This is a genomic window from Reyranella sp., assembly GCF_965228225.1.
GTDB lineage: Bacteria > Pseudomonadota > Alphaproteobacteria > Reyranellales > Reyranellaceae > Reyranella.
The window spans coordinates 3,486,845-3,512,653 of the sequence record NZ_OZ245801.1 but is presented as its reverse complement, the minus strand read 5'-3'; the positions used below and the strand labels follow the sequence as shown (position 1 = coordinate 3,512,653).

Sequence of the window (25,809 nt, the reverse complement as noted above, 5' to 3'; positions counted from 1 at the left end):
GATGTTCTACAATCTTCTCTATCCCCTGGCGGACCAGTTCACGCCCTTCAACCTGTTCCGGTATCTGACGTTCCGGTCGATCGCCGCCTTCCTGACGGCGTTGGTGCTCAGCTTCCTGATCGGCGGCGCGCTCATCCGCTGGCTGCGCAGCAAGCAGAAGCAGGGCCAGCCGATCCGCGACGACGGACCGGCCAGCCACCTGATGACCAAGAAGGGCACGCCGACCATGGGCGGCCTGCTGATCCTGATCACCCTGTCGGTCGCCACGCTCCTGTGGGCCGACCTGACCAACCGCTATGTCTGGATCGTGCTCGGCGTCACGCTCGCCTTCGGCGCCGTGGGGTTTATGGACGACTATCTCAAGGTCACCAAGCGCAACCCCAAGGGCGTTGCGGGCAAGCTCAAGCTCGCTCTTGCGGTCGTGGCTTCCGGCATCGCCGTCTATCTGATCGCCCAGTCCTCGCCGCCGCCGCTGCGCTATGCGCTGGCGGTGCCCTTCCTCAAGGACGTGCTGATCCCGCTCGGCGCGGTGGGCTTCGTGGCCTTCGGCGTGCTGGTGATCGCCGGCACCTCCAATGCCGTCAACCTGACGGACGGGCTCGACGGGCTCGCGATCGGGCCGGTCATCATGGCCTCCGCCGTGTTCGGCCTCATCGCCTATGTCGTGGGCAACTCGATCCTCACCAACTACCTCTATCTGCATCACGTGCCGCGGTCCGGTGAACTCGCGGTACTGCTGGCGGCCCTGGTCGGCGCCGGCCTCGGCTTCCTGTGGTTCAACGCGCCCCCCGCCATGGTGTTCATGGGCGACACCGGTTCGCTGGCCATCGGCGGCGCGCTGGGCGCGGTCGCGGTCGTGACCAAGCACGAGATCGTGCTCTCGATCGTGGGCGGCCTGTTCGTGCTGGAGACCGTGTCGGTGATCGTGCAGGTCCTGTCCTTCAAATGGACCGGCAAGCGGGTCTTCCGCATGGCGCCGCTGCACCATCACTTCGAACAGAAGGGCTGGGCCGAGCCCACCATCGTCTTCCGCTTCTGGATCATCGCCGCCATCCTGGCGATGGCCGGCCTCGCGACCCTGAAGCTGAGGTAACGATGATCGACCTCGCCATCCTCAAGGGTTCGTCGTTCGTCGTGCTGGGGCTCGCGCGCTCCGGCCTTGCGACCGTTCGCGCCCTCCGGGCGGCCGGGATCGACTGCATCGCCTGGGACGACAGCGCTTCCTCCCGCGAGGCGGCGGCAGAGGCGGGCGCCCGGATCGCCGATCCGGTGACGATCGACTGGTCGGGCATCGACGCGCTGGTGATCAGCCCCGGCATTCCCAGCACGCTGCCGGTGCCGCATCCGGTCGCCGTGGCCGCGCGCGCTGCCGGCAAGCGGATCATCTGCGACGTCGAACTGCTGGCCCGGGCGCAGCCAGAAGCGCGGTTCGTCGCCATCACCGGTACCAACGGCAAGTCGACGACGACGGCGTTGATCGGCCACATCCTCCAGCAGGCCGGCGCCCGCTGCGAAGTGGGCGGCAACATCGGTCGCGGCGCGCTCGACCTCGAGCCGCTCGGGAAGGACGGCCTCTACGTTCTGGAGCTGTCATCCTACCAGCTCGAGCTCCTGCAGACCTTCCATGCCGATGTCGCGGTGTGGCTGAACATCACGCCCGACCATATCGACCGCCATGGCGATCTCGCAGGATACGTCGCGGCGAAAAAGAACATCTTCGCCCGCCAGCGCACCGGCGACTGCGTCGTGATCGGCACCGAGGACGAGCCGTCGCGCCAGGTCGAGCGCGAGATGGCGGCCCGTCCCGGTATCGCCTGCGTGCCGGTGGCGCTCGATCGTCCCGTGGCCAGCGGCATCTCCTATCGCGCCGGCATGCTGGTCGACGCCGACGGCTACACGGTCGACTTCTCGGACGTGCTCACCCTGCCGGGCGACCACAATGCACAGAATGCGGCCTGCGCCTGGGCGGTGTGCCGCTGGCTGGACGTGCCGCGTGAGACGATCGTCGCCGGACTGCGGACTTATCCCGGCCTGCCGCATCGCCAGGAGCGCGTCGCCGCCGTCGGGAACGTCGTCTACGTCAACGACAGCAAGGCCACGAACGCCGACGCGACCGCGCGGGCGCTGTCGAGCTACGACGACATCTACTGGATTCTGGGCGGCCAGGCGAAGGAAGGCGGCGTCGCGCCGCTCGTCGCCTACTTCGATCGCATCCGCCATGCCTTCCTGATCGGCGAGGCCACCGACCTGTTCGCCGGACAGCTCGAAGGCAAGCTGCCCTACAGCCGCTGTGGCGACCTTCAATCGGCGCTCGTGGCCGCGCATGCGCTGGCGCAGCGCGAGGCCGCGGGACATGCCGTCGTTCTTCTGTCGCCGGCCTGCGCGTCGTGGGACCAGTGGAACAGTTACGAACATCGCGGCGATGCCTTTCGCGCGATGGCGCGGGCCCTGCCGGGGGCCGAGAGTTTGGGGAGGGCGGCTTGATCCAGGTTCCGCGCGACGATCGCAGTGTGATCGGCCAGTGGTGGTGGACCGTCGACCGCTGGTCGCTCGGGGCAATCCTCGCCATCATGGCGTTCGGCGTGATGCTGACCCTCGCCGCCTCGCCGCCGGCGGCCGAGCGCATTGGCGCCGACTCCTTCCTCTTCGCCAAGCGCCAGTTCCTGTTCCTGCCGCTGGCGCTCCTCGTCATGCTCTCGATCTCGCTCGCCTCGCCGCGGCACGTGCGGCGCCTGGCGCTGCTCGTCTTCTGCGGCAGCATCGTGCTGCTGGCCGCGACCTTCGTGATCGGCGTCGAGATCAAGGGCGCACGCCGCTGGATCTCCGTACCCGGCCTGTCGAGCGTGCAGCCGTCGGAATTCGTGAAGCCGAGCCTCGCCGTGATCTCGGCGTGGCTGCTGGCGCAGAGCCGCACTGAGCGGCGCGCGCCGGGCTATCTCCTGTCGACCCTGCTGGTCGGCGGCGTGCTGGCCCTGCTGGTGCTCCAGCCCGACCTCGGCATGAGTGTCGTCGTGGCAGCCGTCTGGGCCGTCCAGCTGTTCGTCGTCGGCCTGCCGATGTGGGTCGCGGGCTTCGGCGCGGTGGCCGGCGCGGCGGGCATGGTCGGCGCCTACTTCCTGTTCAGTCACGTGCGCAGCCGCTTCGATCGCTTCCTCGATCCCTCCTCGGGCGACAACTACCAGGTCAACACCTCGCTCGAGGCCTTCATGAACGGCTCGCTGTTCGGCCGCGGCCCGGGCGAGGGCACCGTGAAGGCGCAGCTTCCCGACGCCCATACCGACTTCGTGATGGCGGTCGCCGGCGAGGAATTCGGACTCGTCGTCTGCCTGATGATCCTCTGCCTGTTTGCCTTCGTGACCTTGCGCTCGATGTCGCGCGCCTCGAAGGAGACCAGCCTGTTCATCACCCTCGCGGCCACCGGCCTCGCCGTCCAGTTCGGCCTGCAGGCGGCCATCAACATGGCCTCGACCATCCAGCTCATCCCCGCCAAGGGCATGACCCTGCCGTTCATCTCCTATGGCGGCTCCTCGGCGCTCGCGATGGCGATCTGCGTTGGCATGATGCTGTCGCTCACGCGCGAACATGCCGGCCTGAGGGAGGCCGTATGACACAGGCCGCGCGTCCCGTGGTCCTGGCGACCGGCGGCACCGGCGGGCACGTGTTCCCCGCCGAGGCGCTGGCCGGCGAGCTCGAGGCGCGGGGCGTGGCGTTCACCCTGGTCACCGATTCGCGCGGGCGCCAGTGGCAGGGCGCGTTGTCGCGGCGCCCGATCCACTACATCCGTTCCGCGAGCCCGACCGGGTCGCCGGTTAAGAAAGTGCTGGCGCTGTTCTCGCTGGCCCTCGGCCTGTTCGACGCCTGGCGGGCGCTGGGCCGCATCGGTCCATCCGTCGTCGTGGGCTTCGGCGGCTATGCCTCGGTGCCGACCATGGTCGCCGCCCGCCTGCGCCGCCTGCCGGCGATGCTCCACGAGCAGAATGCCGTGCTGGGCCGCGCCAACCGTCTCGTGCTGGGCGGGGCCGGGCGCGTCGCGACATCGTTCGCCCGCACCCGCTATCTCGACGGCGATGCACGGGCGCAACTCGTGGGCAATCCCGTGCGCGAGCCCGTGCGCGTGCTGCGCGATTCACCCTACCGTCCGCCGGGCGAGGGGCGGGTGATCGATCTTCTGGTGTTTGGCGGCAGCCAGGGTGCGGCTTCGTTCGGCGAGGTCGTGCCGCAGGCCGTTCTTTCCCTGCCCCAGGCGCTGCGGTCGCGCCTGCGCATCGTGCAGCAGTGCCGTCCCGAGAGCATCGACCGGGTGCGCACGAGCTACGTCCGGGCGGGCGTGGTCGCCGAGATCGCGCCGTTCTTCACCGATCTGCCGCAGCGCATGGCCGCCGCGCATCTCGTGATCGGCCGCTCCGGCGCCTCGACGGTGGCCGAGCTGGCGGCGATCGGCCGCCCGTCCATCCTGGTGCCCTATCCCTACGCGGCCGACGATCACCAGACCGCCAATGCACGGGCCTTCGAGGCGACGGGCGCCTGCATCGTGCTGCCGCACGCCTCCTTCACCGCCGCCGCCCTGGCGGGCCATCTCGTGTCCCTGACCGAAGAGCCGGAGCGGCTTGCGGCGATGGCGGGAGCGGCCCATGCCGCAGGCCGTCCCGACGCTGCTGCGCGCCTCGCGGACGTCGTCGGCGAGTTCGTCTCGCTTCCCCTTTCGCCTTCAGCCACGGGAGTCGCCGCATGAGGGCGTTGCCGCTCGATCTCGGTCTCATCCACTTCGTCGGCATCGGCGGTATCGGCATGTCCGGCATCGCCGAGGTGCTGCACAACCTCGGCTACAAGGTGCAGGGCAGCGACGTCGCCGAGAGTGCCAACACACGCCGCATCGCCGACCTGGGCATGAAGGTGATGATCGGCCACCGCGCCGAGAATGTCGGCAACGCCCAGGTCATGGTCGTGTCGAGCGCGGTCAAGAAGGACAATCCCGAGGTCCTGGCCGCGCGCACGCGTCATGTGCCGGTCGTGCGGCGCGCCGAGATGCTGGGCGAGCTGATGCGGCTGAAATGGTCGATCGCGGTTGGCGGTACGCACGGCAAGACGACGACCACCTCTCTGGTCGCGGCCATGCTCGATGCCGGCGGCCTCGATCCGACGGTGATCAACGGCGGCATTATCAACGCCTATGGCACCAACGCTCGGCTCGGCGAAGGCGACTGGATGGTCGTGGAGTCCGACGAGTCCGATGGCTCCTTCCTGCGTCTCCCGGCCACCATCGCGGTGGTGACCAACGTCGATCCCGAGCATCTCGACCACTACGGCACCTTCGACGCGCTGCGCGATGCCTTCGTACGCTTCGTCGAGAACATTCCCTTCTACGGCTTCGCAGTCCTCTGTTCGGACCATCCCGAGGTCCAGGCGCTGATCCCGAGGGTCGCCGACCGCCGCATCATCACCTACGGTATCGGCGCCAATGCCGACGTTCGCGCCATCAACCTGAAGCTCGATCGCGGCGGCGCCGATTTCGACGTCATGGTCGAGAATCGTGCCACCAACGAATCGCGCACTATCACCGGCATGCGCCTGCCGATGTTCGGCCAGCACAACGTCCAGAACGCGCTGGCGGCCATCGCCGTCGCCCAGGAGATGGGCTTGCCGGACGACACGATCCGTCGCGCGCTCGGCTCGTTCGCGGGCGTCAAGCGGCGCTTCACCAAGACCGGCGAAGCCCATGGCATCACGGTGATCGACGATTACGGCCACCATCCGGTGGAAATCGCAGCCGTGCTGCGTGCCGCACGACAGGCCTATGGCGGCTCGGGCCGGGTCATCGCCGTCATGCAGCCGCACCGCTACTCGCGTCTCGGCGCGCTGCGTGCCGAGTTCGCCAGCTGCTTCTCCGATGCCGACGCCGTGATCATCGCCGACGTCTACGCCGCGGGCGAGGCCCCGATCGAAGGGGTCAATCGCGACATGCTGGTGGGCCTCGTCCAGCGGGCCGGCCATCGCGACGTGATGCCGCTCGCCGGTCCCGGCGAGCTCCCGGAAATGATCTGGCAGATCGCGCGTCCGGGCGACGTCGTGGTCTGCCTGGGTGCCGGCAATATCACCGCCTGGGCGCATGCGCTGCCCGGTCAGATCCTGCAGCTTGCGGCGGAGAAGGCCGGGCCGCGCGCCATCGCCAACGATGCGAGCCCCCACGGCGGATCGGCGGCATGATGGCTCTCGCCACCTCGACGCCCCACCTGATCGACCGGCTGCCCCGGCCGCGCGGACGCCTGACGGCCGACGCAGCGCTGGGACCGCAGACCTGGTTTCGCGCGGGTGGTTCGGCCGAAGTCCTGTTCAGGCCGGCCGATGTCGAGGATCTGGCGACGTTCATGGCTGCCTTGCCGTCCGACGTGCCGGTCACGGTCCTAGGCGTCGGCTCCAATATCCTGGTTCGCGACGGCGGCGTGACGGGCGTGGTGATCCGCCTGCTGCGCGGCTTCACCGGCATTTCGGTCGAGGGCGGGGAGATCGTGGCAGGCGCCGGCGCGCTCGACCTCAACGTCGCGCTGACGGCGCGCGATCATGCGTTGGCCGGCCTCGAGTTCCTGAGCGGCATTCCCGGCACGATCGGCGGGGCGTTGCGCATGAACGCCGGCGCCTATGAGGGCGACCTGTCCCAGGTTCTCGTATCGGCCGAAGCGGTCGATCGTGCGGGCAAAGTCCATGTGGTTCCGGCGTCCGCGCTGGGCTTCAGCTATCGTCACAGCGAAGCGCCGGCGGACTGGATCTTCACGGCGGCGCGCCTGCGCGCGACGGCCGGCGACCAGCTGGCCATCGCCCGCCGCATCGGCGAAATCGATGCCGCCCGCACGGATTCCCAGCCGCGCAGTCGTACCGGCGGCTCCACCTTCGTCAATCCATCCGGCCATAAGGCGTGGCAGCTGATCGACCAGGCCGGCTGCCGTGGACTGCAGGTCGGCGCGGCGCAGGTTTCCGAGAAGCACTGCAACTTCCTGATCAATCTCGGCGAAGCGACGGCCAGCGACATCGAGGGGCTGGGCGAGGAAGTGCGCCGGCGCGTGCTGGAAAAGACCGGCGTGCAGCTCGAATGGGAAATCCGGCGTATCGGCGAACCGGCGGGGAGAGCGGGGCAATGACGCGCGTTGCGGTTCTGATGGGCGGCTGGTCGCCCGAGCGTGAAGTCTCGCTGGTGAGTGGCAAGGCCTGTGCCGAGGGCCTGCGCGAAGGCGGGCATCAGGTCATCGAATACGACGTGCAGCGCGACCTGCGCGCCCTGGTCGATTTCCTGCGTCCCGCCGGCGGCGGCGGGCCGGACGTGGTCTTCAATGCCCTGCACGGCCGCTATGGCGAGGATGGCTGCATCCAGGGCGTGCTGGAGATCATGCGCGTGCCCTACACGCATTCGGGCGTGCTCGCCTCCGCCATAGCGATGGACAAGCCGCTGGCGCGGCACATCTTCGCGTCGCTTGGCCTGCGCGTGGCCGAAGGCAGGGTGATCGAGCGTCGCTCGCTCGCCTCCGGCGATCCCATGCCGCGACCCTATGTCGTGAAGCCGATCGACCAGGGCTCGAGCATCGGCGTCCATATCGTACGCGACGGAGACAATCTGGCGGCGGTCGAGGCAGCGGAGGCCGCATTCGGCGAGCGCGTGCTGATCGAGAAATTCGTGCCGGGCCGCGAACTCACGGTCGCGGTGATGGGCGACAAGCCGGTCGCCGTGACGGAGCTGCGGCCGCGCACCCGCTTCTACGACTACGAGGCCAAATATACCGACGGCATCACCGAGCACCTCGTGCCGGCCCCGGTTCCCGAGGATGTCTACGAGGCCGCCAAGCAGTGGGCGTTCGCGGCCTACCAGGAGCTCGGCTGCAATGGGCTCGCCCGCGCCGACTTCCGCTGGGACGATTCGAAGCCCGGCACCTCGGGACTCGTGATCCTGGAGCTGAACACCCAGCCCGGCATGACGCCGCTGTCGCTCGCGCCGGAACAGGCCAAATGGGCCGGGATCTCCTGGTCCCAGCTCATGACCTGGATGGTCGAGCATGCGAGGCATCCTTCGTGAGCGCGGCCAAGAAGACAGCCACGCCGAAGGCCGGCGCCGCGCCGCGCCGCGACTACGACCGGCGCAAGAAGCGCGGGCCGATCCGCAAGACAAGTCGTCCGTTCTGGAAACAGCCGGTGCTGCTCGGCGCCATCGTCCTGCTGCTGGGGTGCGGCGGCGGCGGCGGCTGGTGGGCCTGGCGCGAGGGCTGGCTCGTCGAGGCCCAGAACCAGCTCGATGCGATTTCGCGCAGTGTCGTCGGCGCCATCACGCCGTTCAAGCTGGCGGACGTCACGGTCGAGGGTCGCGACTATGTCGAACGCAGCGACATCCTCGCTGCGCTGAACGTGAGCCGGGGCGATTCGCTTCTCGGCATCGACCTCCAGGCCTCGCGCAAGCGCCTCGAGGCGATCGACTGGGTCGAATGGGCGACCGTCGAGCGCCGCCTGCCGGATACGCTCTATGTCACCATGAAGGAGCGCCGCGCCGTCGCGATCTGGCAAAACGGCAGCCAATACACGCTGATCGATGCCAACGGGCGGACGGTGCGCGCCAGCCGCATGCCGCCGGGCGCCGAGACGCTGCTGCTGCTGGGCGGTCCCGGCGCGCCGGACCATGTCGGCGACCTGCTGCTGCTGCTCACCTACGAACCGACCGTCGCGCGGCAGCTCCGCTCCGCCGTCTGGGTCGGGCAACGGCGCTGGAACCTGATCCTGAACAACGGCGTCGAGATCTGGCTGCCCGAGGAGGACGCCGTCGCGGCGCTCCAGCATCTTGCGAAGCTCGACGGGCAGCACAAATTGCTGTCGCGCGAATTCGGTGTGGTCGATCTGAGACTGCCCGACAAACTTTATCTCAGAAAGCGCAATCCGGGCGACGCGACGCCCGGGCCAGCGTAGAATCAAAAGCGGCGAGAGTACGCGTAAGACGGGGGACATCGTGGCGAAGACGAGAAATGGCGTCATTGCAGCGCTCGACATCGGAACGAACAAGGTCGTTTGCTTTGTTGCCCGTGTCGACGGGCAGGGGCTGCGCGTGGTCGGGATCGGCCACCAGCCCGCGCTCGGCATGCGCTCGGGCAACATCGTCGATATGGAAGCGGCGACTCGTGCGATTTCCTCGGCGGTGTCGACCGCGGAGGAAATGTGCGGCGAGCAGGTTCGCGACGTCATCGTCGGCGTGAGCGGCGGGTCGGCCGCCTCGCACAATCAGAGCCTCGAAGTCGCCATCGGTCATCACGAGATCGGCGAGCGCGACGTTCGCCGCGTCCAGCAGCACATCCAGCTTCCCGCCGAGACCGCCGACCGCGACATCATCCATTCCGCCGCCATCGGCTACACGGTCGACGGCACGCCGGTCCGCGACGCTCGCGGCATGTTCGGCGAGCGGCTGGGTGTCGATGTCCATCTGGTGACCGCGGCAAGCGGCGCGATGCGCAATCTGCAGGTCTGTGTCCGTCGTGCCCATCTCGAGATCGCCGACCGCGTGGTCGCCGCGCACGCCGCCGGTCTCAGCTCGCTTGTTTCCGACGAACGCGATCTCGGCGTCACCCTGATCGACATGGGGGCCGGCACGACCTCGATCGCGGTGTTCTACGAGGGCCATCTCGTCCACGTCGATTCGATCCCGGTGGGTGGCGAGCATGTCACGCGCGACATCGCGCGCGGCCTGTCGACGCCGGTTGCGCATGCCGAGCGGATGAAAACGCAGATCGGCCGCGCCGTCATCAAGCCCAACGACGAGTACGACATCATCGACGTGCCGCTGATCGGCGAAGAGGATCGTACGCGGCCCAACCACATCCCGCGCTCGATCCTGGTGGGCATCATTCGCCCCCGGGTTGAGGAGACGTTCGAACTCGTGCGCAGCCGTCTCGAAGCGAGCGGTGTGGATAAGTTGGCGGGCGGACGCGCTGTCCTGGTCGGCGGCGGGTGCCAGCTCGACGGCGTCCCCGAAGTCGCTGCCGCGATTCTGAACAAGAAGGTCCGGACCGGTGCGCCGCTCAGGCTGGCAGGCCTTGCGGATTCGACGGGCGGGCCGGCCTTTTCGGCCGCCGCCGGACTCCTGAGCTTCGCGCTCCACAATCACGCGGTCGTGCAGAACCAGCCGGCGTCGAACGAAGCTCCGGCGAGTCGCATCGGCCGGATTGGCAGTTGGATTAGGGATAACTTTTAGGCAATATGTTGTGCGGGATAAGGCAAATCCCACAGGCTATAGACAAAAAGACAAGAAGAAACCGGTGTCGGTGAAGGGTCTCTAGCGTAACAGGAGGCTCACGCTGTCGCTCCGGGCAGATTACCCCTCGTTTGCGTGGAGAAAACCGAATGACAATCAACCTCAGTCTCCCTCAGACGGAGTCCGAGATTAAGCCGCGCATTACCGTCATCGGCGTCGGTGGCGCGGGCGGAAACGCCGTCAACAATATGATCAGTGCCGCGCTCGAAGGCGTGGAATTCATCGTTGCCAACACCGATTCGCAGGCGCTCACCCAGTCGCTCGCCGACCGGCGCGTCCAGCTCGGCATCACCATCACCCAGGGATTGGGCGCCGGCGCACGGCCCGAGGTCGGCCGTCAGGCCGCCGAGGAAGCGCTGCCCGAGATCCTGCAGCTCCTCGACGGCGCCAACATGGTGTTCGTCACCGCCGGCATGGGCGGCGGCACCGGCACCGGTGCGGCGCCCGTCATCGCCGCCGCGGCGCGCGAGCAGGGTATCCTCACCATCGGCGTCGTGACCAAGCCCTTCCACTTCGAAGGCCGCCGCCGCATGCAGTCGGCCGAGCAGGGCATCACCGAGCTGGAGAAGGTTGTCGACACGCTGATCGTCATCCCCAACCAGAACCTGTTCAAGATCGCCAACGAGAAGACGACCTTCGCCGACGCCTTCAAGATGGCCGACGACGTGCTGCACATGGGCGTGCGCGGCGTCACCGATCTGATGGTCATGCCGGGCCTCATCAACCTCGACTTCGCCGACATCCGCACCGTCATGGGCGAGATGGGCAAGGCGATGATGGGTACGGGCGAGGCGGAAGGTCCGGACCGCAGCCGCGTCGCGGCCGAGTCCGCCATCTCCAACCCGCTGCTGGAGGATCACTCGATGAAGGGCGCCAAGGGCGTTCTCATCAACATCACCGGTGGCCTCGACATGACGCTGCACGAAGTCGACGAGGCGGCCAACCGCATCCGCGAAGAAGTGGACGGCGACGCCAACATCATCTTCGGTTCGACCTTCGATGCGACGATGGATGGCCGCATGCGCGTTTCGGTGGTCGCCACCGGCATCGCGGCGATGGCTGCCCAGCAGCCCGCGCCGAACTACCTGTCGCTCGACATGAACCGTCCGATCCAGACCGGTCAGCCGGCGCTCAGCCGTCCGGTCGCGCCGCCGGTCGGCCGGGTCGCCATGCCGACCGCTGCCACCGCGGCGCCGGCTCCCGCGATGCCGGCCGCGCCCGTCGCGCCGCCGGTCGCCGTCGCGCCGCCAGCTCCGCCGGTCGCCGCCGCGCCGGTCACGCCGATCGTGGCGTCGATGCCGACGCCGGCTCCGGCCTATGAGGCGCCGGTCGAGGCTCCCGTCATGGTGGCTCCGCCGGTCGAGGTCGCCCCGGCGCCTGCTCCCGCTCCGGCGCCCGTCGCCGTCGCGCCGGCTCCCGTCCAGCCGCCTGCACCGCCTGCGCCGGCTGCGCCGCAGCGTCCGCTGGTCGACGAGAACGACTGGCGTATCAGCCGTCCCTCGACGACCAAGACCGCGGTGCGGGCCGAACATGTCACGCGACCGATGGCCGCCCGTCCGGCGACCGACAATCGTGCGCCGAACCTGTTCCAGCGCATCACAGGCGCTTTCTCGGCGCCCAAGCCCGCCCCGGCCACCGGAGCGGCACCGGCCGAGCCGGTTGCCACTACCCGCCCGGCGGCTCCGGAGAATGTCGTCGCCGTGGCGCCGAAAGCCCCGGTTGCGCGTCCGGCGCCGGTTCAGACCTCGATCAGCCTCGACGTCACGGAGCGTGCGAAGCCCGCCCGCGATGACGACGATCTGCAAATTCCGGCTTTCCTGCGGCGGCAAGCCAACTGACGCAGGAAATTTCTGTTCTCCACGCATCTTCGGAGGGGCCCTGCGGCCCCTCTTTTTTTCGATGGCGCGTGATATAAACCGCCGGCACCGAAGTTTATCGCGGATGGGACATGTCGAAGTTGGTTGTGAGTAAGGGTCGGCGCATCGTGGCGGGACTGGCGCTGGCGCTGGCGGCGTTCGGCCTCGTCGCCTGCGGCGGGTCGGACGACGACAATTACGTCGAGCAGCCCGTCGAGCGTTTGTACAATCGGGGCCTCGATGCCCTGGGGCAGCAGGAATACAAGACCGCGGCCAAGAGCTTCGAAGAAGTCGACCGCCAGCATCCGTACTCGGTCTGGGCGACCAAGGCGCAGATCATGGCGGCCTTCGCCTACTACCAGTCCAACAAGTACGACGAGGCCATCATCGCGCTGGATCGCTTCATCCAGCTCCATCCCGGCCACCGCGACCTTCCCTATGCCTATTACCTGAAGGCGCTGTGCTACTACGAGCAGATCTCCGACGTCGGACGCGATCAGCGCACCACCCAGCAGGCTCTCGACGCGCTGGCCGAGGTCGTGAAGCGCTTTCCGGAGTCGCCCTACGCCCGCGACTCGCGCCTCAAGGTCGAGCTCTGCATCGACCACTTGGCGGGCAAGGAAATGGCGGTCGGACGCTATTACCAGACGAACCAGCAGTATGTCGGCGCGATCAACCGCTACCGCGTGGTGATTGAACGCTATCAGACCACGACCCACGTGCCCGAGGCGTTGCATCGTCTTGTCGAGAGCTATCTCTCGCTCGGCGTGAAGAGCGAGGCCCAGGAGGCCGCGGCCGTGCTCGGCTACAATTTCCCCGGCAGCGAGTGGTATCAGGACAGCTACTTCCTGATGACCGGCGAGGGGACGAGGCCGCCCGACGAGAAGCGCGGCTGGTTCTCCAGCATCTTCTGACGCCGGCATGCTCGCCACGCTTTCGATCCGCGATTTCGTGCTGATCGAGAAGCTCGACCTCGAATTCGCCCATACCGGTGGCCTCGGCGCGCTCACCGGCGAGACCGGTGCAGGCAAGTCGATCCTGATCGACGCGCTGGGCCTGGTGCTTGGCGCACGCGCCGAATCGGGGGTGGTTCGGCGCGGTGCACCGCAGGCCTCGATCGCCGCGTCCTTCGACCTGCCGCGCGATCATCCCGCACGGTCGATCCTCGCAGAGCAGGGCTTCGACGGCGAGGACCTGCTGACCCTGCGCCGAACGATCGTCGCCGACGGTCGCGGGCGCGCCTTCGTCAACGACCAGCCGGCCTCGGTCGCGCTGCTGCGCCGGCTGGGCGACACGCTGGTCGAGATCCAGGGCCAGATGGATCAGCACGGGCTGCTCGACATGGGCACTCACCGCGCCTCGCTCGATGCCTTTGCCGGTCTCGATAAGCAGGCGGCCACGGTGGCTTCGGCATGGACGGCGTGGCGATCGGCGGAGCAGGCGCATGCCGATGCGTTGGCCACGGCCGAAGCCGCGCGGCGCGACGAGGATTTCCTGCGCCACGCGGTCAAGGAACTGAAGGCTCTGGCCCCCAAGGCCGATGACGAGGAAACGCTTGCGGGCGAACGGGCGCTCATGCGGGCGGGCAGTGCGCAGGGCGAGGCCGTCACCCAGGCGCTGTCCGAGCTGGAGCAGGGGCGCGGCGCCGTCACGAGCCTGCGCACGGCCCACCGCCTGATCGAGCGGCATGCCGACAAGGCGGATGGCCGGCTCGATGCACCGCTGGCGGCTCTCGATCGCGCGTTGAGCGAGGCCACGGAAGCGCAGGCCCAGCTCGAGATCGCGCGCGATGCGCTCGAGTTCGATCCGGCCCGGCTGGAGAAGATCGAGGAGCGGCTGTTTGCGCTCCGGGCAATGGCGCGCAAGCACAATGTCGCCGTGGCGGGACTGTCCGACCTCGCCGAGAAGTTCTCGGCCCAGCTGGCGGCTCTGGACGATGGTGAGGCGGGACTGAAGAAGCTCGCGGCCGAGGCCAAGGCGGCCCGCGTCACCTACGTGACGGCGGCCGAAGCGCAGGCTGCCGCCCGACGCAGGGGCGCCGCGAGACTCGACAAGGCGGTGGCCGCGGAACTGGCGCCGCTCAAGCTCGAACGCGCAAAATTCGTGACCGACGTCGCCGCCCTGACGGAGGCGGAATGGTCGGCCGCCGGTACCGACAGGGTGCAGTTCACCGTGTCGACCAATCCCGGCGCGCCGCCGGCGCCGATTGCCAGGATCGCCTCCGGCGGCGAACTCTCGCGCTTCCTGCTGGCGCTCAAGGTCTGCCTAGCCAAGGCGGGGGATGCACCGACCATCGTATTCGACGAAGTGGATTCGGGCATCGGCGGCGCCACAGCGGCCGCCGTCGGCGAACGGCTGAAGCGGTTGGCCAAGGACGTTCAGGTGCTCGTCGTCACCCATTCGCCGCAGGTCGCCGCGGTCGCCGACCGGCACTGGCTGATCCGCAAGACCACGACCCGGACGGCCGCCAGTACGGACGTCCTGGCGCTGGATGCGCAGGGCCGCCGCGAGGAGATCGCGCGCATGCTGTCGGGCGCGGAGGTGACCGTCGAGGCCCGGGCCGCGGCCGACCGGCTGCTGGCGACGGCAGTTTAGGAGGACGACGATGTCCCGTGCGGCCAAGGTCGTGGCGGCGCTCGCCGTCGACAAGCTGACCGAGCGGCAGGCCCGCTCCGAGCACAAGCGGCTCGCCGAGGAGATCGTCCACCACGACAGGCTCTATCACGAGAAGGACGCGCCGGAGATCTCGGACGCGGACTACGACAGGCTGCGCCAGCGGCTGAAGGCGATCGAGGCGCGCTTCCCCCAGATCGTCGACATGCTCAGCCCGACGCAGCTTGTGGCGCCGACGCCGACCACCGCCTTCGCCAAGGTGAAGCACACGCGGCCGATGCTGTCGCTCGACAATTGCTTCACCGACGAAGAGTTGCAGGAGTTCCTGGACCGCGTGCGCCGCGGTCTGGAGAAGGAAACCAATATCGGGCCCGAGGACGAAATCGCCTTCAGCTGCGAGGCCAAGATCGACGGCCTCTCGATCAGCCTGCGCTACGAGGACGGCGAATTCGTGCAGGGCGCCACGCGTGGCGACGGCACGACGGGCGAGGATGTCACGGCCAACCTGCTCACCGTGAAGGACATCCCGAGAACGCTGAAGGCGCACGGCAAGGATGGATTCCCGAGGTCGATCGACGTGCGCGGCGAGGTCTACATGGAGCGCAAGGCGTTCCAGGAGATGAACCGGCGCCAGGAGGAGGCGGGCGAGAAGACCTTCGCCAACCCGCGCAACGCCGCCGCGGGCTCGCTGCGCCAGCTCGATCCCGCCATCACCGCCAGGCGTCCCCTGCGCTTCTTCGCCTATGCCTGGGGGGAGGCGGAGCCGCGCAGCTGGAAGACGCACAGTGAATACCTGAAGTTGCTCGGTAAGTGGGGCTTCGAGACCAACCCCCTGACGAAGCTCTGCCGCACACCCGACGAGGTCCGGGCCTTCTACGAGAAGATCGGCGTCGAGCGCCCGTCGCTGCCCTATGACATCGATGGCGTCGTCTACAAGGTCGATCGCATCGACTGGCAGGAGCGGCTGGGCTTCGTGAGCCGCGCGCCGCGCTGGGCGACGGCCCACAAGTTCCCGGCCGAACAGGCCCGCACCCGCCTCAACGCGATCAACATCCAGGTCGGCCGCACGGGGGCGCTGACGCCAGTGGCGGAACTGGAGCCGGTGAATGTCGGCGGCGTGATGGTCGCCCGCGCCACGCTGCACAATGCCGACGAGATCGAGCGCCTCGATGTGCGTGTGGGCGACATGGTCACGATCCAGCGTGCTGGCGACGTGATCCCGCAGGTGCTGGGCTTCATCGCCGACGATCGACCGAAGAATGCGCGCAAGTACCAGTTCCCCACGCACTGTCCCTGTCCGCTCGAGACCGAGGTGAAGGCCGAGGAGGGCGGCGTGGTGCGGCGCTGTTCCGGCGGGCTCGAATGTCCGTTCCAGCAGGTCGAGCGCCTGCGCTACTTCGTGTCGCGCAACTGCTTCGACATCGAGGGGCTGGGCGGCACCCACATCGAGAACTTCTTCAACGACGGGCTGCTCAAGGTTCCGGGGGACATCTTCCGCCTGCGCGAGCACGAAGCCGACATCAAGAAGCGCGAGGGCTGGGGCGATCTTTCCGTGCGCAACCTGTTGGCCGCCATCGAGGTGCGCCGCACCATCACGCTCGACCGTTTCATCAACGCGATCGGCATTCCCCTGATCGGCGAGGCCACGGCGAAGATCCTGGCGCAGGAATATGGCGATGCCGACAGCTGGCTGGCCGGCATGCTGGCCGCCGTCAAGGAACGCGAAGCGCATCCCGATCCCGCGAAGAAGGAGAAGGCCGCCGAGACCGTCGGGGCGAGCTACGGACGACTGTGCAACATCGAGCAGATCGGCGTCACGACGGCGGATGCGATGTGCGCCTTCTTCGGCGAAGGGCACAATGTCGAAATCATCCGGGACCTGCTGAAGCAGCTCTCGGTCCAGCCGGTCGAGCGCCGCGTCATCGCCGCCGATGCCAAGCTCAAGGACAAGACCGTCGTCTTCACCGGCGAGCTGTCCACGATGACCCGCGACGCCGCCAAGGCCCGCGCCGAGGAACTGGGCGCCAAGGTCACGGACTCGGTTTCGAAGAAGACCAGCCTCGTCGTGGTCGGCGAAAATGCCGGCTCGAAGGCCCGCAAGGCTGCCGAGCTGGGCATCCAGACCATGACTGAAGAAGAATGGGCAGAGCTCTCGGCCTGAGGGCGGTCATACCAACGCCAATGTCTTCACTGTTGCGGATGACATGCCGGTGGACGGACATCGCCCTTTCCGAGGTCGCATCCACGGTCTTTATCGACGGATGCGGGCGCTCGTCGGGTCGTACAGGGGCTTCACGCTCGCAAGCGCCGGAATCCGCTCTCCCGCGACCTCGATCTCATAGCGCGAGGCGACAAGATCGGCGTCTGCCACGCCGGGCTCGCAGGGAACGTATCCGAGCCCGATGGCCGCGCCGAGATGGTGGCCGTAGCCGCCGGACGCCAGGTATCCCGCGAGTGCGCCGTCCTTCAGGATCGGTTCGGCGTGATAGAGCAGGGGCTGCGGGTCGAGGAGCTGGAACTGCAGCAGCCGGCGGCTGAGTCCGGCCTGCTTCTTCTGCATGACCGAGGCGCGGCCGAGGAAGTCGCCAAACCTGCCGGCCCGCTTGTCGACCTTCACCGCGAACCCCAGCCCGGCCTCCAGCACGTGGTCCTCGTCGCTGATATCGTGGCCGAAGTCGCGATAGGCCTTCTCGAGCCGCAGCGAATTCATGGCATGCACGCCGGCCAGGCGAAGGCCGTGCGTTTCGCCGGCATCGACCAGCAGGTCGAAGATCTGTCGCGCGAATTCCGTCGGCATGTAGAGTTCCCAGCCCAGCTCGCCGACATAGGTGATGCGGTGGGCGCGCACCAGCGCCATGCCGAGTTCGATCGTGCGGGCCGTGCCGAAGGGAAAGGCCGCGTTCGACAGGTCGGCCGTCGTCAGGGCCTGCAGGAACTCGCGCGACCGTGGGCCCATGACGGCGAGGCAGGCTTCGCCGCTCGTGACGTCGAGGGCCGTGCAGTGCGCCTCCGGCGGGATGTGCCGCCTGAGCCAGGCGAGGTCGCGCGTGACCGCCGCGGCGGCGGTGATGACCAGGAACGAGTGTTCGCCCAGGCGCGTGACGGTGAGATCGGCCTCGATCCCGCCGCGCTCGTTCAGCCACTGCGTGTAGACGATGCGCCCCGGCTCGACGGCGACGTCGTTGGCCGAGATGCGCTGCAGTACGGCCTCGGCGTCGCGACCCTCGACGCGAAACTTGCCGAAGGCGCTCATGTCCAGCATGCCGAGGCCGGTGCGGACGGCGCGATGTTCCTCGGCCGAATAGTCGAACCAGTTCTGCCGCTGCCACGAATAGCGATAGGCCGGCGGTACGCCGGCCTCGCGCCGGTCGGCGGGCTGGAACCAGTGAGCGCGCTCCCAGCCCGCCGTCTCGCCGAAGCAGGCGCCGCGTTCCTTCAGCCGCTCGTAGAAGGGGGTGTGGCGCACGCCGCGCGCCGTGGTGAATTGCCGGTACGGGAAATGGTCGGCATAGAGCAGCCCCAGCGTCTCCGTCACCCGGGCCTCGATGAAGGACTTGGTCGACTGATACGGAAAGGTTCGCCGCACGTCGACGTCCCACAGGTCGAAGGGCGGGGCGCCGCCCACGATCCACTCGGCCAGCGCCTTGCCGGCGCCGCCCGCCGACTGGATCCCGACGGAATTGAAGCCGCAGGCGACGAAGAAATTCCTGACGTCCGGGGATTCGCCCAGCAGGTAGCGGTCGTCGTGGGTGAAGCTCTCGGGTCCGTTGAAGAAAGTATGGATTCCGGTCTTCTCCAGGATGGGCAGGCGCCGCGTCGCCATCTCCAGGATCGGTGCGAAATGGTCGAAGTCCTCCGGCAGCTGGTCGAAGCAGAAGTCTTCGGGAATGCCGTCGGTCGCCCAGGGTTTCGCGACCGGTTCGAAGGCGCCCAGCAGGATCTTGCCGGCATCCTCCTTGTAGTAGGCGCACTCGTCGGGCACGCGCAGCACCGGCAGGGTGCGCGACAGGCCGGGAACCTGCTCCGTGACGATGTAGAAGTGCTCGCAGGCCTGCAGCGGAAGGGCGACTCCCGCCATCCTGCCAACCGCGCTGCCCCACATGCCGGCGCAATTGACGACGAACTCCGCCTCGATCGCGCCCTTGTCGGTGGCGACGCCGGTCACGCGGCCGCGCTCCTTCGAAATTCCAGTCACCCTGGTGTGCTCGAAGATCCGGGCGCCGAGCTGGCGTGCGCCCTTGGCGAGCGCGAGCGCGATGTTGGTCGGGTCGCCCTGGCCGTCCTTCGGCAGCGCCACCGCACCGACCACGCCCTCGATCTCGAGCAGGGGATGGAGCGCCGCGGCCTCGGCGGGCGAGATCGTCTCGATCTCGACGCCGAAGGACCGCGCCATGGACGCGCCGCGCTTCAGCTCTTCCAGGCGCTCCCCGGTAAGCGCGACGGTCAGCGAGCCGTTGCGCTTGAAGCCGGTCGCCAGGCCAGTTTCCTCTTCGAGCCGGCCGTAGAGTTCCTGGCTGTACTTGGCGAGCCGGGTCATGTTGGCGGTCGCGCGAAGCTGCGCGATCAGTCCCGCCGCGTGCCAGGTCGTGCCCGAGGTGAGCTGCTTGCGCTCCAGCAGGACGATGTCGGTCCAGCCGAGCTTGGCGAGATGATAGGCGACCGAACAGCCGATGACGCCGCCACCGACGATGACGACGCGGGCATGCTTTGGCAGTGGGTTCACGAGTCCGTCCTGGTTTGGAGGAGACAGGCACCGAAGGCGCTGTCGAGTTGGGTGGCGTCGAGGCTGCCGGCCCGTCCGATCACGACGATCTCGGCGCCCCTCGTGGCCGGCGCGCCGTCGAGCGGATCGACGCTGACGATCGCGCCGGCACGGTGCAGCGCGACCCGGCCGCCGGCCGCCGTGGCCAGGATGCCCTTAACGCGCACGATCCCGTCCGGCAGGCCCGCGACGACGGTGCGCAGGGCCTCGATGTCGAGCGGTGCGTCGCTGCTCCAGTGATGGCTCTCGAAGAGGGCGGAGGCGGCGTCGGACCCGGCCGACGTGCAGGCGGGCAGGCGCCCGCGCCGAGGCGTGTCCTGGGAGAAAAGATCCCGGGCGTCCACGCGCCCTTTCACGACTTCGATCATGCGCGCGCCCGGCGCCTGTGCCGTGGCGAAGGCGCGGGCGTCCTTCAGGTCCGTCGGATTGGCGAGGTCGATCTTGGTCAGGACGAGGATGTCGGCCGCGGCGAGCTGCCGGCGCACCAGGCTGCCCACGAACTTGTCGTGGGCGCGGGCACGCACCGTGGCGGCATCGGCCACCACCACCGTGGCGCCCCGGGACAGGCCGGGCGATCCCGCCAGCGCCGCGATGCGGGCCGGATCGGCGACGCCGCTCGCCTCGATCACGATCTGCTCGTAGCGGTCGGTGCGACCTGCGAAGCGGTCCAGCGCCATCGCGAGGTCGCCGGTGACCGAGCAGCAGGCGCAGCCGTTCGCCAGGGTGACGATATCGTCGTCGCGCGACGCGATCAGCTTCTCGTCGATCGAGATTGCGCCGAAATCGTTGACCAGCACGCCGATCCTGAGCCCATGGTCGCCCGCCAGCAGGCCGTTGAGCAGCGTCGTCTTGCCGGCGCCGAGATAGCCGCCGATCGTGGTGACCGGGATGGGGGTCATCTCTTGCCCAGCGGATAGGGCTGGCCTTCGAACACCGTGCCCCAGATGGGAATGTCGCGCAGTTCCAGTGGTGCCACTTCGCAGGGATCGGCCTCGAGCACGGTGAAGTCGGCCTTCTTGCCGCTGCAGATGCTGCCGATCTCGTGTTCGAGGCCCATCACATAGGCGGCGTTGATCGTGATCGCCCGCAGCGCCTCGTCCAGCGAGACCCTTTCCTCCGGGCAAAGCACCTCACCTGCTGCGTTGATGCGGTTGAGCGCGATCCAGGCATTCTGCAGCGGCCGGGCGGGCGCCATGGTGAAATCGGAGTGAAGCGCGAAGGGCACGCGGTTGCGCGAGAGCGAGCCCAGCCGGACCATCTGGCTGGCCCGCTCATGACCGACGCCCCGGCGGGAATAGATGTCGCTCAGCTCGTACACATAATAGGGATTGGCCGAGACGAGGGCGCCGAGATCGGCGATGCGCCGCGCCTGGGCGGATGTCGAAATGCCGAAATGCTCGATCGTGAAGCGATGGTTGATGCGCGGGCGCTCCCACTGCAGTTTCTCCAGCACGTCGAGCGCCAGTTCGACGCCGAGATCGCCGGTGCAATGGACGTGGATGACGTAGCCGTCGTTCCACAGCGCGCGGGCCGCCATTTCGAAGGCCTCCGGCGCCATCAGCCATTCGCCGTCATGGCCGTCGATATAGCCGGGACCGCGGAGCTGCATGAGCTGGGAGAAGAACGCGCCGTCGGTGAACAGCTTGACGTGCTTGCCGAAGCGCAGCCGGCGCCTGTTGCGCTCGGGAAGCGCGGCGAGCTGCTCCAGGCGCAGGCCGGTGCCTGCGAAGGCCACGTGCGGCACGAACTCGACCCGGAAGGGCGTTTCGTCATTGTCGAAGGCCGCGACCGAGCCGGCCCACTCGGCCTCGTGATCGAAGATGCCGAAGGCCATGTCGCCGACCGTCGTATGGCCGCCCAGATGGATGACCTCGGCGGTGCGCTTCATCGCCGGCCCCCGGCGCTGCTGCGACAGGAGGTAGGCGGAGAGCTTCGCACGCACGAAGCGGTTACCGGCCTCGTAGAAATGGCCGCGGTCGATATCGACCTGGTGGGCGCCTCGCAGCTTCTGTCGGTCGAGCTCGAAATAGTCGAGGGCGGCGTCGTTCACGATCGTCTCGTGAAATGACCGGTGGACGAGGATCAGGGGACGCGTCCTCGAGATGGCGTCGAGGTCCTGGAGCCAGATCTCGCCGTGCCAGTCGCGATGGTAGCCCCAGGTGAAGAGCGGTTCCCGGGGATCGGGATTGGCCTCGTGCAGCTCCTTCAGGCGCGCCAGGAAGGCGTCGCGCGTCCGCACCGGGGCGACCGTGCGGTCGGGCAGCTGCCATTCCATGGCGGTGATGAACTCGCACTGGAGCAGATAGGCAGCCATCGAGGGATGGAGGTGCGGATCGATGAAGCCCGGCATCAGCACATGCTTCTCGAAGGTCCGGTCGATCGTGTGGGGATGGGCTTCGAGCCACGGCCGCAGCGTTTCGAGGGTGCCGACCTCGACGATCGAACCGTCGCGGACGGCGACGGCCGTCGCTTCGGGCAGCGACGGCTCCATGGTCCGGATCTTGCGGGCGACGAAGACGGTTATTCTCGACATGACCTGCACCCCCGCCGGAGGGCCGGGCGGGCCTTCCGCACGGATAGTCTAGGGCAGGGTCGAGACCTCTATGTATACTTTTGGGCCAAGTCTGTGTCCGATTTGGCCGGAGCCTTCTCGATGCCGTCCCCCTCTCCCAAGCGTGCCACCACACAAGCCGCCGAGCTGCTGCCGAGCCCGATCGCGGTTCTGCTGATCCCGCAATTCACGTCGATCGCCCTGTCGTCGATCATCGAGCCGCTGCGCATCGCCAATCGCTATATCTCGAAACCGTATCGCTGGGTGCTGGTATCGGCCGACGGCGAGCCGGTGCCCGATCGCAACGGGGTGAAGGTGGCGGTCGACAGCGCCCTGGGTGACGTCGGCAGTATCGGCACCCTGCTGGTGGTCGCCGATGCCCAGCCGACGCGCCGCCTGGAGCGGGCGATCCTGCCGACGTTGCGCCGGCTGGCCCGCGCCGGCGCGACCATCGGCGGCGTCGATACCGGCCCTCTTGTCCTGGCGCGCGGCGGCTTGCTCGACGGTCTCTCGGCGACCGCCCATTGGGAGGTCCTGCAGACCTTTCGCGAGCAGTTTCCCAAGGTGAATGTCACCGAGCGCCTGTTCGAGGTCGGCAACAGGCGCTGCACCTGCGCCGGCGGCTCGGCGGCGCTCGATCTCGTCCTCAAGGACATCGAACTGCGGTTCGGCAGTCAACTCGCCCTGAGAGTGTCGGAGCATTGCATGCATGGGCTGCCGCGCCCGGCCGGGGCGGCGCAACGGGATTTGCCCGGAGGGGTCGGGGCGCGCCACGGACGCAAGCTGGCGCGCGCCATGCAGATGCTGGAAGAAGAAGACACCCGGCTCACGCGCATGGACACGGTGGCGCAGACGATCGGCGTGTCGCGGCGCCAGCTCCAGCGAATCTTCGCCGACAAGCTCGCCACCAGCCCGGCGCGGTTCCGCCGCAAGGTCCGACTCGACCGGGCACACCAGATGCTCGCCAACGCCGAGGCCTCGGTGACCGAAGTCGCGATGGCAACCGGCTTCAAGTCACGCTCCTATTTCTGGCGCTGCTATCGAAAGGAATTCGGCCGCTCGCCGAGCAGCGACAAGCGCTGACGAAGTTTTGGCGCAAAAGGAGACGTTCCCTGCCAAAACGTGCACGTTTGCGGGACGTGTGAAGCTATCGTTTCAGCCTGGGCACAGGTTGGGGGCAGGCCATGCGGCAAGCGATAGCGGCTTTCATCACAACTCTTGCCGTTGCAGTCGCGGTCACCGCGCCGGCCTCGGCGCAGGAACCCCGACGCGGCGGCACGCTGGTCATGGGGCAGTCGACCGGCACCACCAGCTTCAACAACGCCGTCGGGTCAGGAACCGGCATCATGGTGCCGGGCGCGCAGATCTTCGCCAGCCCGGTCATGCACGACGACAAGTGGAATCCCAAGCCGTACCTGGCGGAGTCGTGGGAACTGTCGCCTGACTCTCTCTCGATGACTCTCCATCTGCGCAAGGACGCGTTGTTCCATGACGGCACGCCGGTGACGTCGGCGGACGTCGCGTTCTCCATCCTGACGATCCGCGACAACCATCCCTTCAACACGATGCTGGCGCCGGTCGACCGCGTCGACACGCCCGATGCCGCCACCGCCATCATCCGCCTCAAGCATCCGCACCCCGCGCTGCTCTACGCGATGGGTCCGCCGCTGATGCCGATCCTGCCCAAGCACATCTATGGCGACGGCCGGCCGATCAAGACCCACCCCAACAACAGCAAGGATGTCGTGGGTTCAGGCCCGTTCAGGCTGGTGGAGTTCAAGCCGGGCGACCAGATCGTTCTCGAGCGGTTCGACAGGTTCTTCATCAAGGACCGGCCCTATCTCGACCGCATCATCCTGAAGACCTATCCCGACTCGCAGACCTCGATCCTCGAGCTCGAGGCGGGGCGGCTCCTGCTGCAACCCTTCTTCAACCGCGTGCTCGAACTCGACCGCGCCAAGGCCAATCCGCAGCTGGTCATCACCAACGAGGGCTATGCTGCGGTGGGCGGCATCAACTGGCTGCTCTTCAACAACAAGCGCAAGCCGTTCGACGACGTGCGGGTGCGCCAGGCCTTCGCCTATGCCATCGACCGCGACTTCATCGTCAAGGCGCTGCACAAGGGCCTGTCGAAGGTGGCGACCGGTCCGATCCACAGCGGCTTCCCGCAGTATTCGCCGGATGTCACCAAGTACAGCCTCAATCTCAAGAAGGCCGAGGAGCTGCTGGACGCCGCCGGCCTCAAGAAGGGGCCGGACGGGATCCGGCTCAAGGTGACGTGCGACTACTATCCGGGCGACGAGGACGGCCAGAAGCGACTCGCCGAATACATGAAGCCGGCGCTGAAGAAGATCGGCATCGAGGTCGAGGTGCGCGCGCCCGCCGACTTCGCGGCCTGGGCCAAGCGCATGGCGACCAAGGACTTCGACATCAGCATGGATGCGGCCTTCGCCTGGGGCGACCCGGTGATCGGCGTCAACCGCACCTATCTCTCGACCAACATCCGGCCGCTGGTCTTCACCAACAACGCGCAGTACGAGAACCCCAAGGTCGACGAACTTCTGGATGCCGCCGGCCGCGAGCCCGACGCCGCCAAGCGCAAGGCGCTCTATGGCGAGTTCCAGAAGATCGTCACGGCGGACCTGCCGCTGTTCTGGCTGACTGAGCTGCCGTACCACACGATCTACAACAAGCGGGTCCACAATCCCCCAACCACGATCTGGGGGACGGCCTCGCCAATGCTGGACGTCTGGCTCTCCGAGAAATAGGCGCGGCGTGGCGCTGTTTCTCTACATGGCTCGTCGCCTGTTCTATGCCGCGATCCTCGTGATCGGGGTGCTGGTGCTGAGTTTCCTGCTCATCCGGCTGGCGCCGGGCGATCCCGTCGACACGCTGGCGGGCCAGATGGGCGGGATGACGGAAGAGATCCGGGCCGGCCTGCGCAGCGAATACGGCCTCGACCAGCCCACCCTGACCCAGCTCGGCATCTATCTCGAGCGTTTCGCCTCGGGCAATCTCGGCTACTCCTATTTCTTCAACCTGCCGGTCCTGTCGCTGATCCTTCAGCGGCTGCCCGCGACCCTGCTGCTGGTGCTGACGGCACTGGTGGCGGCGGTGCTCAGCGGCACGACCCTGGGCGTGCTGGCCTCGCGGCGGCCCAACGGCCTGCTCTCGCAGGCCATCACGGTCGTCTCGGTGATCGGTTATTCCGCGCCGGTGTTCTGGACCGGCATGCTGCTGATCATCCTGTTCGCGTCAGTCCTCCCCATCCTGCCGGTTTCGGGCATGACCGCGGCGGCGGTGAGCGGCGGCTGGCTGCTCGATTCGCTCGACGTCGCGCACCATCTCGTCCTGCCCGCCGTGTCGCTGGCGGTGGTCTATCTCGCCCAGTACAGCCGGCTCACGCGGGCAAGCATGCTCGACGTGCTGGGCTCGGACTATGTCCGGACGGCGCGGGCCAAGGGCCTGGAGGAGCGGAAGGTCTTCTTCAAGCATGCTTTCCGGAACGCCGTGCTGCCGATCATCACCATCGTGGGGCTGCAGTTCGGCAACCTGCTGGCCGGCGCCATCGTGGTCGAGACCGTGTTCAACTGGCCGGGGCTGGGGCGTCTCGCATTCGATTCGGTGCTGCGCCGCGACTACCCCACGCTGCTCGGCCTGCTGTTCTTTTCCTCGCTTCTGGTGATCGTGGCCAACCAGCTCGTCGACGTCTGCTACCGCCTGGCCGACCCGCGGATCAAGGCGTCATGAGCGT

General features: G+C 67.8%; 19 protein-coding genes. 16 read left to right on the top strand and 3 right to left on the bottom strand.

The annotated features are described in order from the left end of the window. Nucleotide 1: 1 nt before the first annotated feature. The 13 genes from mraY to ligA all read left to right on the top strand — a co-directional run bounded on the left by mraY (nucleotide 2) and on the right by ligA (nucleotide 16,903). Nucleotides 2–1,093 (top strand): phospho-N-acetylmuramoyl-pentapeptide-transferase, encoded by a 1,092-nt coding sequence (gene mraY, locus ACO07K_RS16995; RefSeq protein ID WP_422029828.1) that lies wholly within the window; start codon nucleotides 2–4, stop codon nucleotides 1,091–1,093. Between the two features lie 2 nt (nucleotides 1,094–1,095). Continuing rightward, nucleotides 1,096–2,484 (top strand): UDP-N-acetylmuramoyl-L-alanine--D-glutamate ligase, encoded by a 1,389-nt coding sequence (gene murD, locus ACO07K_RS16990; RefSeq protein ID WP_422029826.1) that lies wholly within the window; start codon nucleotides 1,096–1,098, stop codon nucleotides 2,482–2,484. Continuing rightward, on the top strand, nucleotides 2,481–3,608 hold the full coding sequence (locus ACO07K_RS16985) for an FtsW/RodA/SpoVE family cell cycle protein (protein WP_422029824.1): 1,128 nt from the start codon (nucleotides 2,481–2,483) through the stop codon (nucleotides 3,606–3,608). Before murD ends, ACO07K_RS16985 begins: the two co-directional genes overlap by 4 nt. Next, nucleotides 3,605–4,732, top strand: coding sequence for an undecaprenyldiphospho-muramoylpentapeptide beta-N-acetylglucosaminyltransferase (gene murG, locus ACO07K_RS16980; RefSeq protein ID WP_422029822.1), 1,128 nt, complete (start codon nucleotides 3,605–3,607; stop codon nucleotides 4,730–4,732). Before ACO07K_RS16985 ends, murG begins: the two co-directional genes overlap by 4 nt. After that, nucleotides 4,729–6,204, top strand: coding sequence for a UDP-N-acetylmuramate--L-alanine ligase (murC, locus tag ACO07K_RS16975; protein ID WP_422029820.1), 1,476 nt, complete (start codon nucleotides 4,729–4,731; stop codon nucleotides 6,202–6,204). The genes murG and murC overlap by 4 nt, the downstream gene beginning before the upstream one ends. Continuing rightward, the gene (gene murB, locus ACO07K_RS16970) at nucleotides 6,204–7,133 is read left to right on the top strand and encodes a UDP-N-acetylmuramate dehydrogenase (protein WP_422036669.1); all 930 of its coding nucleotides are present in this window, start codon (nucleotides 6,204–6,206) and stop codon (nucleotides 7,131–7,133) included. Before murC ends, murB begins: the two co-directional genes overlap by 1 nt. Continuing rightward, nucleotides 7,130–8,059, top strand: a complete 930-nt coding sequence (locus ACO07K_RS16965; RefSeq protein WP_422029818.1) for a D-alanine--D-alanine ligase — start codon at nucleotides 7,130–7,132, stop codon at nucleotides 8,057–8,059. Before murB ends, ACO07K_RS16965 begins: the two co-directional genes overlap by 4 nt. Beyond that, the gene (locus ACO07K_RS16960) at nucleotides 8,056–8,937 is read left to right on the top strand and encodes a cell division protein FtsQ/DivIB (protein ID WP_422029816.1); all 882 of its coding nucleotides are present in this window, start codon (nucleotides 8,056–8,058) and stop codon (nucleotides 8,935–8,937) included. Before ACO07K_RS16965 ends, ACO07K_RS16960 begins: the two co-directional genes overlap by 4 nt. 40 nt (nucleotides 8,938–8,977) lie before the next feature. Further along, nucleotides 8,978–10,213, top strand: coding sequence for a cell division protein FtsA (ftsA, locus tag ACO07K_RS16955; protein WP_422011849.1), 1,236 nt, complete (start codon nucleotides 8,978–8,980; stop codon nucleotides 10,211–10,213). A gap of 149 nt (nucleotides 10,214–10,362) precedes the next feature. After that, nucleotides 10,363–12,111 carry a cell division protein FtsZ gene (gene ftsZ / locus ACO07K_RS16950; protein WP_422029814.1) on the top strand — a complete coding sequence of 583 codons (1,749 nt, stop codon included), beginning with the start codon at nucleotides 10,363–10,365 and terminating at the stop codon, nucleotides 12,109–12,111. 110 nt (nucleotides 12,112–12,221) lie between these two features. Continuing rightward, nucleotides 12,222–13,043, top strand: a complete 822-nt coding sequence (locus tag ACO07K_RS16945) for an outer membrane protein assembly factor BamD (protein ID WP_422029812.1) — start codon at nucleotides 12,222–12,224, stop codon at nucleotides 13,041–13,043. Between the two features lie 7 nt (nucleotides 13,044–13,050). Then, entirely contained in the window at nucleotides 13,051–14,724 is a 1,674-nt protein-coding gene (recN, locus tag ACO07K_RS16940; protein WP_422029810.1) for a DNA repair protein RecN, read from the top strand. Between the two features lie 10 nt (nucleotides 14,725–14,734). After that, the gene (gene ligA / locus ACO07K_RS16935) at nucleotides 14,735–16,903 is read left to right on the top strand and encodes an NAD-dependent DNA ligase LigA (protein ID WP_422029808.1); all 2,169 of its coding nucleotides are present in this window, start codon (nucleotides 14,735–14,737) and stop codon (nucleotides 16,901–16,903) included. Between the two features lie 90 nt (nucleotides 16,904–16,993). On the opposite strand, the gene ACO07K_RS16930 is transcribed toward ligA, so the two are convergent. From ACO07K_RS16930 to ACO07K_RS16920, 3 genes are read right to left on the bottom strand one after another with little or no spacing between them, the layout of a single operon-like run. Then, nucleotides 16,994–19,465 carry a GcvT family protein gene (locus tag ACO07K_RS16930; RefSeq protein WP_422029806.1) on the bottom strand — a complete coding sequence of 824 codons (2,472 nt, stop codon included), beginning with the start codon at nucleotides 19,463–19,465 and terminating at the stop codon, nucleotides 16,994–16,996. Beyond that, nucleotides 19,462–20,403 carry a CobW family GTP-binding protein gene (locus tag ACO07K_RS16925; RefSeq protein WP_422029804.1) on the bottom strand — a complete coding sequence of 314 codons (942 nt, stop codon included), beginning with the start codon at nucleotides 20,401–20,403 and terminating at the stop codon, nucleotides 19,462–19,464. The genes ACO07K_RS16930 and ACO07K_RS16925 overlap by 4 nt, the downstream gene beginning before the upstream one ends. Then, on the bottom strand, nucleotides 20,400–22,037 hold the full coding sequence (locus tag ACO07K_RS16920; protein WP_422029802.1) for an amidohydrolase: 1,638 nt from the start codon (nucleotides 22,035–22,037) through the stop codon (nucleotides 20,400–20,402). Before ACO07K_RS16920 ends, ACO07K_RS16925 begins: the two co-directional genes overlap by 4 nt. Nucleotides 22,038–22,157: 120 nt before the next feature. On the opposite strand from ACO07K_RS16920, the gene ACO07K_RS16915 reads away from it, so the two are divergent. The 3 genes from ACO07K_RS16915 (at nucleotide 22,158) to ACO07K_RS16905 (ending at nucleotide 25,805) form a co-directional block, all read left to right on the top strand. Further along, nucleotides 22,158–23,138 carry a GlxA family transcriptional regulator gene (locus tag ACO07K_RS16915; RefSeq protein ID WP_422029800.1) on the top strand — a complete coding sequence of 327 codons (981 nt, stop codon included), beginning with the start codon at nucleotides 22,158–22,160 and terminating at the stop codon, nucleotides 23,136–23,138. Nucleotides 23,139–23,239: 101 nt separating this feature from the next. Further along, entirely contained in the window at nucleotides 23,240–24,823 is a 1,584-nt protein-coding gene (locus ACO07K_RS16910) for an ABC transporter substrate-binding protein (RefSeq protein WP_422029798.1), read from the top strand. A gap of 7 nt (nucleotides 24,824–24,830) precedes the next feature. Continuing rightward, nucleotides 24,831–25,805, top strand: a complete 975-nt coding sequence (locus ACO07K_RS16905; RefSeq protein WP_422011869.1) for an ABC transporter permease — start codon at nucleotides 24,831–24,833, stop codon at nucleotides 25,803–25,805. Nucleotides 25,806–25,809 lie beyond the last annotated feature (4 nt).

Coding starts and splice junctions, on each gene's coding strand:
- murC (WP_422029820.1), top strand. CDS start 4,729: ATGAGGGCGTTGCCGCTCGATCTCGGTCTCATCCACTTCGTCGGCATC.
- murD (WP_422029826.1), top strand. CDS start 1,096: ATGATCGACCTCGCCATCCTCAAGGGTTCGTCGTTCGTCGTGCTGGGG.
- murG (WP_422029822.1), top strand. CDS start 3,605: ATGACACAGGCCGCGCGTCCCGTGGTCCTGGCGACCGGCGGCACCGGC.
- ligA (WP_422029808.1), top strand. CDS start 14,735: ATGTCCCGTGCGGCCAAGGTCGTGGCGGCGCTCGCCGTCGACAAGCTG.
- ACO07K_RS16915 (WP_422029800.1), top strand. CDS start 22,158: ATGCCGTCCCCCTCTCCCAAGCGTGCCACCACACAAGCCGCCGAGCTG.
- ACO07K_RS16965 (WP_422029818.1), top strand. CDS start 7,130: ATGACGCGCGTTGCGGTTCTGATGGGCGGCTGGTCGCCCGAGCGTGAA.
- ACO07K_RS16925 (WP_422029804.1), bottom strand. CDS start 20,403: ATGACCCCCATCCCGGTCACCACGATCGGCGGCTATCTCGGCGCCGGC.
- ftsZ (WP_422029814.1), top strand. CDS start 10,363: ATGACAATCAACCTCAGTCTCCCTCAGACGGAGTCCGAGATTAAGCCG.
- ACO07K_RS16910 (WP_422029798.1), top strand. CDS start 23,240: ATGCGGCAAGCGATAGCGGCTTTCATCACAACTCTTGCCGTTGCAGTC.
- ACO07K_RS16945 (WP_422029812.1), top strand. CDS start 12,222: ATGTCGAAGTTGGTTGTGAGTAAGGGTCGGCGCATCGTGGCGGGACTG.
- recN (WP_422029810.1), top strand. CDS start 13,051: ATGCTCGCCACGCTTTCGATCCGCGATTTCGTGCTGATCGAGAAGCTC.
- mraY (WP_422029828.1), top strand. CDS start 2: ATGTTCTACAATCTTCTCTATCCCCTGGCGGACCAGTTCACGCCCTTC.
- murB (WP_422036669.1), top strand. CDS start 6,204: ATGGCTCTCGCCACCTCGACGCCCCACCTGATCGACCGGCTGCCCCGG.
- ACO07K_RS16920 (WP_422029802.1), bottom strand. CDS start 22,037: ATGTCGAGAATAACCGTCTTCGTCGCCCGCAAGATCCGGACCATGGAG.